Origin of the sequence: Tepidimonas sp., assembly GCF_036824975.1 — a bacterium.
Lineage (GTDB): Bacteria > Pseudomonadota > Gammaproteobacteria > Burkholderiales > Burkholderiaceae_C > Tepidimonas.
Map to the genome: position 1 here is coordinate 24862 of NZ_DAISZC010000012.1, position 11210 is coordinate 36071.

The 11210-nt window shown below is 68.1% G+C and carries 12 protein-coding genes; 8 read left to right on the plus strand and 4 right to left on the minus strand.

What is annotated here, in order from left to right; translation table 11 throughout:
- From V7Z54_RS02720 to V7Z54_RS02755, 8 genes are all read left to right on the plus strand, one after another.
- Positions 1 to 1433, plus strand: a 1433-nt coding sequence (locus V7Z54_RS02720) for a TonB-dependent receptor (protein WP_334134176.1), incomplete at its 5' end; no start/stop codon positions are given.
- Positions 1434 to 1453: 20 nt separating this feature from the next.
- Complete coding sequence (locus V7Z54_RS02725) at positions 1454 to 2143, plus strand: Fe2+-dependent dioxygenase (RefSeq protein ID WP_334134178.1); 690 nt, start codon at positions 1454 to 1456, stop codon at positions 2141 to 2143.
- The gene (locus V7Z54_RS02730; RefSeq protein WP_334134180.1) at positions 2140 to 3237 is read left to right on the plus strand and encodes an alpha-hydroxy acid oxidase; all 1098 of its coding nucleotides are present in this window, start codon (positions 2140 to 2142) and stop codon (positions 3235 to 3237) included. Before V7Z54_RS02725 ends, V7Z54_RS02730 begins: the two co-directional genes overlap by 4 nt.
- 484 nt (positions 3238 to 3721) lie before the next feature.
- Positions 3722 to 4069, plus strand: coding sequence for an energy transducer TonB (locus V7Z54_RS02735; protein WP_334134182.1), 348 nt, complete (start codon positions 3722 to 3724; stop codon positions 4067 to 4069).
- Positions 4070 to 4073: 4 nt separating this feature from the next.
- On the plus strand, positions 4074 to 4826 hold the full coding sequence (locus V7Z54_RS02740; protein ID WP_334134183.1) for a MotA/TolQ/ExbB proton channel family protein: 753 nt from the start codon (positions 4074 to 4076) through the stop codon (positions 4824 to 4826).
- Between the two features lie 24 nt (positions 4827 to 4850).
- Positions 4851 to 5261 carry an ExbD/TolR family protein gene (locus tag V7Z54_RS02745; protein ID WP_334134185.1) on the plus strand — a complete coding sequence of 137 codons (411 nt, stop codon included), beginning with the start codon at positions 4851 to 4853 and terminating at the stop codon, positions 5259 to 5261.
- 133 nt (positions 5262 to 5394) lie between these two features.
- Entirely contained in the window at positions 5395 to 6084 is a 690-nt protein-coding gene (locus V7Z54_RS02750) for a Bax inhibitor-1 family protein (protein ID WP_334134186.1), read from the plus strand.
- A 151-nt stretch (positions 6085 to 6235) separates the two neighbouring features.
- Complete coding sequence (locus tag V7Z54_RS02755) at positions 6236 to 6814, plus strand: hypothetical protein (RefSeq protein ID WP_334134188.1); 579 nt, start codon at positions 6236 to 6238, stop codon at positions 6812 to 6814.
- 51 nt (positions 6815 to 6865) lie between these two features.
- Here V7Z54_RS02755 and rlmD read toward each other — a convergent pair whose 3' ends face one another.
- Genes rlmD through surE form a run of 4 tightly spaced genes read right to left on the minus strand, consistent with a single transcriptional unit; the run spans position 6866 to position 11005 of the window.
- The gene (rlmD, locus tag V7Z54_RS02760; RefSeq protein ID WP_443082412.1) at positions 6866 to 8350 is read right to left on the minus strand and encodes a 23S rRNA (uracil(1939)-C(5))-methyltransferase RlmD; all 1485 of its coding nucleotides are present in this window, start codon (positions 8348 to 8350) and stop codon (positions 6866 to 6868) included.
- Positions 8350 to 9330, minus strand: a complete 981-nt coding sequence (locus V7Z54_RS02765) for a peptidoglycan DD-metalloendopeptidase family protein (RefSeq protein ID WP_334134190.1) — start codon at positions 9328 to 9330, stop codon at positions 8350 to 8352. The genes rlmD and V7Z54_RS02765 overlap by 1 nt, the downstream gene beginning before the upstream one ends.
- A gap of 17 nt (positions 9331 to 9347) precedes the next feature.
- Entirely contained in the window at positions 9348 to 10148 is an 801-nt protein-coding gene (locus V7Z54_RS02770; protein WP_443082413.1) for a protein-L-isoaspartate(D-aspartate) O-methyltransferase, read from the minus strand.
- Entirely contained in the window at positions 10142 to 11005 is an 864-nt protein-coding gene (surE, locus tag V7Z54_RS02775; protein ID WP_334134192.1) for a 5'/3'-nucleotidase SurE, read from the minus strand. The genes V7Z54_RS02770 and surE overlap by 7 nt, the downstream gene beginning before the upstream one ends.
- Positions 11006 to 11210 lie beyond the last annotated feature (205 nt).

The window sequence follows — 11210 nt, forward strand, 5'->3', positions numbered from 1 at the left end:
GCAGTGGTCAGCCGCAAACCATCGTACCCACTCTGCCGGCGAAAAACTTCTATGGGTTTGCCAGTGACTACTCCGACACGGAACAAAACGTGCTGACGCTGTCGCACATCCATCGTTTCAGCCCAAACGAATCGCTCAAGACCACGCTGCGCCACGGCCGCTATGAGCGTGACCTGTGGGCTACCGTGGTCAGGTTTGCCGCGGCCAGCGCCCAACCCGGTGGGCAAGCCGTCAGCCTCACCAATCCCCCCACCGATCGTACGGTGTTGACCCGCAACTCGAAAAAAGGGCGACGTGGCATCAGCGATATCACCCAATTACAGTCCGACTACAACAACCGTTTCGAGCTCGGCCGCCTCAAGCACGAGCTGATGGCGGGCCTGGATATCACTGTGGAGGACGCGCGTCGCAACCAAAACAACCCCGGCTCTGTACCATCGGCGCTCGCCACCACGACGGTAGGACGCCCCAACGACGGTGCCAGCCTTGGCGACAACCGCACTTGGACGTATAACAGCTTTGACAGCAAGAGTGTCGGCGTCTATGTGCAGGACGTCGCGCAAATCACGCCCACCGTCAAGCTGGTGGGTGGCTTGCGCTTTGACCGTTTCGAAGCCGACTACCGCGACACCTCAGGCAACCGCGGCTCCAGGAGCGACAACCTCTGGAGCCCGCGCGTGGGCGCTATCTGGCAGCCGGATGACATCTCGTCGTACTACGTGTCCTACGGTCAGTCGTACAACACCTCGGGAGACACCTACCAGTTCGAGTTGGGCAACTTCGCCGCGCGCTCCAACAACGCCAAGCTGGCCAACACACCGCCGGAGAAAAGCCGCAACATCGAAGTCGGCGGCAAGTGGGAGCTGTTTGACAAACGCGCCTTGGTGGGTGTGGCGCTGTTTCGCAGCGAAAAATACAACGAACGCAACACCGATCCCGACAGCGCGGCGCAGCAAATGCTGCTGTCGGGCAAGCGGCATGCCAGCGGTGTGGAGATCAACGCAGCCGGCCGCATCACCCCGAAATGGGAGGTGTTCTACAACCATACCTGGATTCCGAGCGCCAAAATCGACCGCAGCAACGTTGCCCTGTCGGCCACGGGTACGGGGGCACAGGTGCAAGGCGACCGCCCGGGCCTGACGCCCAAGCACAGCGCCAGTTTCTGGACGACCTACCGCGTGGCACCGCAATGGCGTCTCGGGCTTGGCTTCACCCACCGGGGCAAGCAAAATCCGGAAGGCCAGCGCACCCTCACCGCGCCGTCGTTTACCGTTTGGGATGGCATGGTGGAATACACCGTGGATGAGCGCACCACGGTCAAGTTCACGGTCACCAACCTCACCGACAAACGCTACGCCGACGCGCTGTACCGCGGTTTCTACACGCCCGGCGCGCCACGGCATGCGTACCTCAGCGTCAAAACCGTGTTCTGACGGGTGAAAGGCCGTAAGCGATGCTGGTGCACCTGAAGGGGTTGCTGACGCCGGATGAGCTGCGGCGCATCCGCGCCACGCTGCAGGCGCCCGATGCCCCCTGGATCGACGGGCGCGCCAGCGCGGGCGCGCAGGCCGCGCTTGTCAAGCGCAACGAGCAGCTGGCGCAGGACAGCGCGCAGGCCGCCACGTTACGCGACATCGTGTTGGGTGCGTTGCGGCGCGATGCGCTGTTTTTCTCGGCTGCGCTGCCGCGCCGCATCTACAACCCGCTGTTCAACCGCTACCGGCCCGAGGCGCCCACCTATGGCGCCCATATCGACGGCGCAGTGCTGCACTCGCACAGCGACGGGCAGTGGGTGCGCACCGACGTGTCGTGCACGGTGTTCCTGACCGATCCCGACGAATACGACGGGGGTGAGCTCATTATTCACGACACATTTGGCGTGCAACGCGTCAAGCTGCCGGCGGGCGATGCGGTGCTCTACCCCGGCACCAGTCTGCATGCGGTGTCACCCGTCACGCGCGGCGCACGGCTGGCCAGCTTTCTGTGGATCGAAAGCATGGTTCGGCACGATGAGCAGCGTCGGCTGCTGTTCGAGCTGGACATGAATCTGCTGAAACTACGCCAGCAGCTGGGGGAGACGCCCGAGACCACGGCGCTGACGGGTGTCTACCACAATCTGTTGCGCCAATGGGCCACGCCATGAGCGCATCCGGCACCGCTTCGGGCTTGCGTCTGCCAGAGCACCTGCCCGCAGCCACACGCGCGTATTTCGCGGGCGGCGCTGGCGATGAGGTCACGCTGAACGCCAACGTCGCGGCCTGGCGCTCGATCGGTCTGCGCCCGCGCGTGCTGGCGACGCCGCGCAGTGTCGACACCAGTGTGACGCTGCTAGGACGGCGCTGGCCGACGCCATGGCTGGCCGCGCCGATGGCGCATCTGGCGCTGGCGCACCCAGACGCCGAGCTGGGTCTGGCGCTGGCCAGCGCGGCTCAGGGCGCGGGGATGGTGTTGTCCACCCAGGCGACCACGCCGCTGGAGCAGGTGGCGCGCGCCGTGCTGCCCGAGGCCGCGCGCGGCCCCCTGTGGTTTCAGCTCTACCCCTACGGTGAGCGTGACGACTGGTTGCGGCTGGCCGAGCGGGCTCGATGCGCCGGATTTGAGGCGATCGTGCTGACGGTGGACGCCCCGCTGCAGTGGCCCAGCGACCGGGAGCGCACCCACGGGTTCGCCCTGCCTGCCGATTGGCCACAACCCAATCTGCCCGCTGCGCCGGGTCGCGGCGCGCTCGAGACCCTGCTCGCGCGGGCGCTGTGCTGGGACGATGTCGCCTGGCTGTGCGAACGCAGTCCGCTGCCAGTACTGCTCAAGGGCATCACCCACCCGGCCGATGCGGCTCAGGCCGCCACCATTGCGCAGGGCGTCGTCGTCTCCAATCACGGGGGGCGCGTGCTCGATGGCCTGCCTGCCACCGCCACCGTGCTGCCCGCCATCGTGCAGGCCGTCGGTGGCCGGGTGCCAGTTCTGGTAGACGGTGGCCTACGACGTGGCCTAGACGCGCTCAAGGCCCTGGCGCTGGGGGCCAACGCCGTGCTGGTCGGTCGGCCGTTGATCGGTGCGCTGTCCCAAGGGGGTGTGCAGGCGGTTGCCGCGCTGTGGCGGCACTGGCTGGATGAACTACGCGGTGCCATGGCCTTGTGTGGTGCCGCGACCACGGGGGAGCTGCTGTCCAACCTCCTGTTACCCGTGTCTGCTCGTGTTTCTGGCTGTGTTTCTGATTTGAAGGACCTCGATCTATGATCCCAAGTCTCGCCCTGTTGCTGAGTCTGGGGTTGGTCTTGCTGGCGGCTCGTTGGGTGTTCCGGCCATGATGCGCACCACTTTCCTGGCCCACGACGCCAAGCTCGCCGTTGATGGTCACGCGCCGCAGCAGCCCACCTTCGTGCGCTCGCGGCTGCGTACCACGCTCGTTGTCGCGACCGTTGTGGCTGCGCACGGCGCCGCGGCGTGGGCATTGCATGACGTGCTCGCACCCAACGCCACCGTCCCCCCTCGCCCCACGGTGGTTAGCGTGGTATTCGTCCCCCAACCCACGACCCCACTGCCACCCTCACCCGAGGTTCGCCCCTCGCGCCAACCCACACGCACCGCTCCCGTTCAGCGGTCATCACCGCCGATGCCGGCCGTGGCGCAGACAACGTCCACGGCAACCGAAACCCCGGTCACCCCAACCACGCCGGAACCCGAGGTCGTTGCCACGCCAGCCAATACGGTTCCAGCACCCGTGGCCGCAGCGCCCGCCCCCGTGGCCCCGGCTCCACCAGTGCCGGCAGCACCAGCGCCGCCGCGCATCGAGCTGCCTTCGGCCAGCGCGGCCTACCTCAGCAACCCGCCACCACCCTATCCGCCGCTCAGCCGTCGGCTGGGCGAGCAGGGCAAGGTGGTGCTGCGGGTGCGCATCGAACCCGATGGCACCGCCTCAGCAGCCGAAATCCGCACCTCCAGCGGTTATGAACGGCTCGATCAAGCGGCGCTGCAGACCGTCCTGCGCTGGCGCTATGTGCCCGGCACCCGCAACGGTGTTCCGGAAGCCATGTGGTTTCTTATCCCCATTCAATTTGTTCTGGAGTGAGACTGTGGAAAGCTCTATCACCCCCAATACATTTGGTTTGGCGCACTTGTGGGCACAGGGTGACGTCGTCATCCGCACCATCGCGGTGCTGCTGCTGCTGATGTCGGTCGCCTCCTGGGTCGTCATCGTGCTCAAGACGCTGGATCTGCGCCGCTATCGCGCGCAGGCGCGTCACGTCGAGGCGTTCTGGCACAGCCGCGACTTCGCCGATGGCCTGGCCCGCCTGGGCGATCAAGCCGACAATCCGTTCTATCTGCTGGCAACCCAGGGCCGCGAAGCCGCCGCGCACATTCGCGGCCTCGACGGCGAGCGCACCCCGCAGTTGCACGACGGCTTCGACGTCAGTGACTGGGTCACGCGCGCGCTGCGGCACGCCATCGACGATTGCGTCGCGCGACTGCAGTCGGGTTTGTGGATTCTGGCCTCGGTCGGCTCAACGGCGCCGTTCGTCGGGCTGTTCGGCACCGTCTGGGGCATCTACCATGCGCTGATCGGCATCGGGATCAGTGGCTCGGCGGGGCTCGACCAGGTAGCCGGCCCCATTGGCGAGGCGCTAATCATGACCGCACTCGGGCTGGCGGTGGCAATTCCGGCGGTATTGGGCTACAACGCGTTGGTGCGCGGGCACAAGGCGCTGGTGCACCGCCTCAACCGCTTCGCGCACGAGCTGCATGCGTACTTTGTCACGGGAGCGCGTGTCGGCGCTGCCACGGCAGACGACACCAAGGTGCGCGCGCTGCGCACCGATGCCCGCTGAGCCTGCCCCACGGGAGCGCAGACCATGGCTTTTTCAATCTCTGACGACGACAATAGTGAGTTGCTCAGCGAGATCAACATGATCCCGCTGATTGACGTGATGCTGGTATTGCTGATCGTGTTTATGATCACCATTCCGGTCATGAAGCACGCGGTGACCGTCGAATTGCCTCAGGCTAACGCTCAACGGCAAGCGCCTCCCCCTGGAGCGGTTCGCCTGACCGTGGAGTCCGACGGCAGTTATCGGTGGAACGATACCTCACTCACCGACGATGAGCTGTCCACGCGGTTGCAGGAGCTGGCCGCGCAGGATCCGCAGCCTCCTTTGCACCTGTACGGTGACCGGGCCGTACGCTACGAGCGCGTCGCGCAGGCGCTGGCAGCAGCGCAACAGGCTGGTGTTCGGGGTATCGGTTTCATTACCGAGAAACCCTAAGCGCCGAGCCCGTGTGACGCTGTGGGTCGCGCTGCAGTCCTGCCCACGTCCCGAAACTTCTGCGCGGCAAAACAGTCTGAGTGGTGGCAAGCTTTACTCTTGCTTGATTGGCTTTGCACAGGAGTGAACAACGATGAGCCTGATGACCACCTCTGCGCGCGTGCCGGCTACCGTTGCCAGCACGGAGCGGCAACGCGTGCTGCGCAATACCTACTGGCTGCTGGCACTGAGTCTGGTGCCCACGGTGCTGGGCGCCTGGATTGGGGTGAGCACCGGCATCACCGCGGCGCTGTCCGGCGGCGTGGGTCTACTGGTATTTCTGGGCGGCGCCTTTGGCTTTATGTTCGCCATCGAGCGCACCAAGCACTCGGCCACTGGCGTGGCGGTGCTGCTGGCATTCACCTTCTTCATGGGGCTGATGCTGTCGCGGCTGCTGGCCGTCGTGCTGGGTTTTGCCAATGGTGCCCAGCTCGTCATGACCGCCTTCGGCGGCACTGCGGCGGTGTTTTTCGTGATGGCCAACCTGGCTGCCGTCGTCAAGCGTGACCTGGACGGGCTGGCCAAGTGGCTGTTTTTCGGAGCCATCGTGCTGCTGATCGGCGGCCTCATCAACGTGTTTGTCGGCAGCACGGCGTTCATGGCGGCGCTGTCGGTGATGGCGATCGGCATCTTCAGCGCCTTCCTGCTCGTCGACCTCAAGCGCATCATCGACGGCGGCGAGACCAACTACATCAGCGCCACGCTGACGTTATACCTAAGCCTGTTCAACGTATTCCAGAGCCTGCTGGCGCTGCTGGGCCTGTTTGGCGGCGAACGCGAGTAACAACGGCGGACGGCGACACGGGCGCGGCACGCCGCCGGTGAATGAGCGTGCCCGCTTCGTACCTGAAAGCGGGCCATAACCCGAGTCGTGGCCCGCTTTTCTATGGTTCAGGCGGATGGTCAAGCCGCGCCGACTCGCGCACAATGTCTGTATGAGATTCGCCGCGATCCGTCCCACGCCCACGACCGCACGCGCGTGTGGTGCGACGGTATTGCTGGCGACAATGACGCTGCTGACCGGGTGCGACCAGTTGGGCATCGACACACCGGCCAAGCAGGCCGCGCGGCGCGAGGCCGACGGCAAAGCCATCGGTGCAGGCTGCCGCCACACCCAGCGTAGCTTGGAGGACTGCTACGCCGCCCATCCGAAGGCCTCCAAGGCCGCCATCTTTGCCGGTTGGCGCGAGATGGATGAGTACATGCGCGAAAACGACATCGCGCCAGTGCCGGCCAGCCGTCGCGCCCCTGAGCCCGGGGAGCCGCGCGAGGAAGTGGTGGAGACCACCACGCCTGCCCCGGCAGCCGTCGGCGCGCCCGCTGCCGCCCCGGCAGGCACAACCTCCGCAGCCCCCGCCGGCGCCCCTGCCCCCTCTGCGGCCGGCGCCACCGTGGCCCGTCCGGCAGGGGCTGTGCCCGCGGGGGTACCCCCTGGTGCGCCCCCGAGCACGCCCCCCAGTGGCAGCATCGTGCCCCCGCTGGGCCCCGTCACGGCGCCGTCGAACGCGCGCTAAGCGCGGCGTCTATGCCGCGCCGCCGCTGGCGCGAAGGTGGTCACCCAACAGTCAGGCCGCCCAAGCGCGGTCGAACACCGCCAGGCTCTCGACGTGCGCCGTGTGCGGAAACATGTTGACCACGCCCGCAGCCACGCAGCGGTAGCCGGCTTGATGCACCAGCAGCCCGGCGTCACGCGCCAGCGTCGCTGGATTGCAGCTGACGTAGACGATGCGTTGCGGGGGACGCCATGGCTGCCCCTGTGGCGTCAGCGCTGGCGCTGCCCCACCCCGCTGCATCTGATGCAGCTCGGCCAGCGCCTTGACCAGGGCGAACGCGCCCTCGCGCGGCGGATCGACCAGCCACCGATCGGCCACATCGTCGCACACCAGCTGCTGCGGTGTCATCTCGAACAGATTGCGCACCTCGAAGGCGGTTGGCGCCAGCGGCGCGCCACGGTCGCGGTTCGCGCGCCAGTTGGCACGCGCCCGCTGCACCAGCGCTTCACTGCCCTCGACACCCAGCACCACCCCCGCTTGGGTGGCGATGGGCAGGGTGAAGTTGCCCAGCCCGCAGAACCAGTCGATGACGCGTTCGTGGCGCTGCGCCTGTAGCCACTGCAGCGCTCGCTGCACCAGCACCCGGTTGATGTAGGGATTGACCTGGGTGAAGTCGGTGGGCCGGAACGGCAGCCGCACCCCGAACTCCGGCAGACTGTAGGCCAGCTCAGGGGTGCCGTCATCGGCATCCAGCCGGTGCACGCTGTCGGGGCCTTGCGGCTGCAGCCACCATTGCAGACCCACGGCGGCGTGCTCGCGGGCGAAGGCGCGCAGGCGGTCGACATCGGTGTCGCTCAGCGGGGCCAGGTGCCGCAGCACCAGCGCCGTCACCCCCTCGCCACAGGCCAGCTCGATCTGCGGGCAGGTGTCGCGCGCCTGCAACGATCCGATGAGTGCGCGCAACGGCCTCAGCAGGGCACTTACCGCTGGCGGCAGCACCGCGCATTCGGTCATGTCGGCGATGTAGCGGCTCTTGCGCTCATGAAAGCCGATCAGCACCGTGCCCTTCTTCGGCACATGGCGCACCGCCAGCCGGGCACGCCAGCGATAGCCCCACGCCGGTCCGACGATCGGACGCAGGATGCGCTCGGGCCGCACTTTGCCCAGCCGCCACAGGTTGTCTTCCAGCGCGCGCTGCTTGACCGCCACCTGGGCCTCGAGCTGCAGGTGCTGCATCTTGCAGCCTCCGCACGCCCCTGGCCGCAGACCAAAATGGGGACAGCGCGGCAACACACGCAGCGCCGACGGCAGCAGCACGTCGGCGACTTCGGCCGCCTCCCACTGCGCCTTGCGCCGCGTCACGTGCGCCAGCACCCACTCGCCGGGCAGTGCGCCGTCGATGAACACCACCTTGCCGTCGGGTCGCCGCGCCACGCCGTGCGCCTCCATGTCCAGCGCCTGCACGACCAGCGCCTCGGGCGGCACTCCGGCGGGGCGGGTCGCCACGGGCATCGGGGCGCCGGGCACGGCAGCGCCGTCATTGAGACTCTCGTCCATCAGCGGCGCGGCAGCAATGTCAGCGGGTCGACCGGCTTGCCCTGGCGCCGGACCTCGAAATGCAGCTTGACGCGGTCGGCGTCGCTGCTGCCCATCTCGGCGATTTTCTGGCCCTGCCGCACGGTCTGGTCCTCGCGCACCAGCAGAGTCTGGTTGTGCGCGTAGGCGGTCAGGTAGGTGTTGTTGTGCTTGAGAATAATCAGGTTGCCATAGCCGCGCAGGTCCGAACCGGCATAGACCACGCGACCATCGGCGGCAGCCAGCACCGGGTCGCCGGCGCGCCCGCCGATGCCGATGCCCTTGTTGCGGGTCTCATCGAACGGGTACAGCAACGGCCCACGTGCGGGCCAGATCAGCGCCACCGCGTCGGGCGGCAGCGGTGCCGCCGCCGGCGCCGGAGCAGACGGCGCCGATGCTGCGGCGCGCGCAGGCTGACCATTGCTGACAGCGGCGCCTGCCGGGCGCGGCGCGGTGGCGGGCGCATCTAGCGGCCGCGGCTGAGCGCTACCACTGGTGACGGGCTGGGTCGAAACCACGCCGTCGTCAGTAGCCGCCGCGGGGCCGGGGGCCGAAGCGGCAGCCGACACCGCCCCCACTGGCGCCGCTGCGGGCTCCGCCGTGGGGGGCACCACCCGCAGCACCTGACCCACCTCAATCAGATTGGGATTCGTCAGCCCATTCCACGCTGCCAGGTCGCGCCAGCTCTGCCCGTGCTCCAGGCCGATGCGGTACAGCGTATCCCCGGGGCGCACGGTGTAGTACCCCGGCTTGCCGGCGTTTTCGCTGCCGGGGGGCGCCACAACGGCGGGGGCTGCGCTGCCCGCAGGCGCTGCAACGGGCGAGCGATCCTGCACCGGTGCCTGGCGCGCGGGCTTTTTAGGTGCCGCGCACCCGCCCACCAGCAGCGCGAGCCCCAGCGTCCACACCCCGGCCATCCGCGCGCGGGCGGCGGCGCGACCATTGCTTCGGCCTGTCGTCATTGGCACCGTGTCCTCTATCATGCAAGCCCGGATTTTAGAGGGACGAAGCACACGTCCTCGAGTACTCGCCGCTGCCAGCCCGCTGCCGTGCGGTCCACCACCACCAGCGACTGCCGCCCCGGCTGCAACTGGGCCGGAGCCACCAGGCGGCCGCCCACCGCCAGCTGCTGCACCCACGCCTGGGGTACGTCATCGCCCCCAGCGGCGGCGATGATGCCGGCGTAGGGCGCGCCGCGCGCGAACCCGGGCATCCCGTCTCCCAAAATCAGGTGAACGTTGGGGATACGTAGCGGCCGCAGGTGTTCCCGCGCCTTGTCGTGCAACGCCCGCACGCGCTCGATGCTGTAGACCTCGCGGCACAGGCTCGATAGCAGCGCGGCTTGATAGCCGCAGCCCGTGCCGATTTCCAGCACCCGCCCCAGCGGCAGCACCTGGCCTTCCACCAGCAACTCCAGCATACGCGCCACGACGCTGGGTTTGGAGATCGTCTGTCCCCATCCAATGGGCAGGCTGGTGTCCTCATAGGCCTGGGCCGCCAGCGCGCTGTCGACGAAGCGGTGGCGCTCAACCCGCCCGAACGCCTGCAACACCGCCGGATGCGTCACGCCCATGGCCTGCAAGCGTCGCACCATGGCCTGTCGCACAGCGCTGGAATCGAGGCCGACGCCGACCGCCGCTGCGGGCGTCGACCGGGCCGCCCGCGTACGCGCGGGTACGCCTCCCCCCAGCGCCGTGGGGGCGACGTGATGCAGCGGCACGGGAAAGCGCGGTGTCGGCGGCTGCCCCCCCGATGGCACGCCGGCATGCCGCTTCACCACGGGCGCGCGGCCTCCGATGCGGTGGGCGCCGTGCCGTCTGCCGCCGCCGGCACGGCCAGCGCCGCCGACAGCGCCGCTGCCGTCTGCGCCCAGTAGCCCAGCCGGGCATGATCGGTCAGGTCGATCTGCAGCGGCGTGATCGACGCGTAGCCCAGCCGCGTGGCGTGGAAGTCCGTGCCCTCGGCGTCGTCCTTCGCTGGGCCAGCCGCGCCAATCCAGTACATCGTCTCGCCTCGCGGGTTGACCTGCGTGATGACCGGCTCGGCCGCGTGGCGCCGACCTAGGCGCGCTACCTTGAAGCCGCGCACCTGCTCGCGCGGCAGGTTCGGAATGTTGACGTTGAGCAGCCACGGCCCGGGGTGGGCCGCGTCGTGCGGCGCATCGGCGCTGGCGCGTCGGTGCGCCTCGACCGCGGACCGCAACGTGCGCACCAGCTCGGCCGCCAGCGCCACCGCCGTCTCTAGGTGCGCCCAGCCCTTTTCGGTCAGCGAAAATGCGATGCCGGGGATGCCGAACAGGTAGCCCTCCATGGCCGCCCCCACGGTGCCCGAGTAGATGGTGTCGTCCCCCATGTTGGCGCCGTTGTTGATGCCGGAGACAACCAGATCGGGCCGGTAGTCCAGCAGCCCGGTGAGCGCGATGTGCACGCAATCCGCCGGTGTGCCATTGACGTAGCGCACACCCGGACCAGCCCGGTGCACGTACAGCGGCGCATTCAGCGTCAGCGCGTTGGACTTGGCGCTGTTGTTGTGCTCGGGCGCCACCACCTCCACTTCGGCAAACTCGGCCAGCGCGCGCGCCAGCGCCACCAGGCCCGGGGCCTGATATCCGTCGTCGTTGCTGAGCAAAATGCGCATGCGCTGATTGTAGAGGCGCGGGCCCCGGCTAGCCGTAGTCGGTGGCCGCAGTAACCTGCGCGACGGCGTGCCGTCGGCACCGCCGGCATCATCGCGCGACGTTCCCCCGGCACACGACGCGTCGCTGGCGCCGGATGTGCCCTCACGATCCCCCCAAACGCAGGAGAGCACCGATGCATGCCTGGATCTGTGAACAGCCCACTGG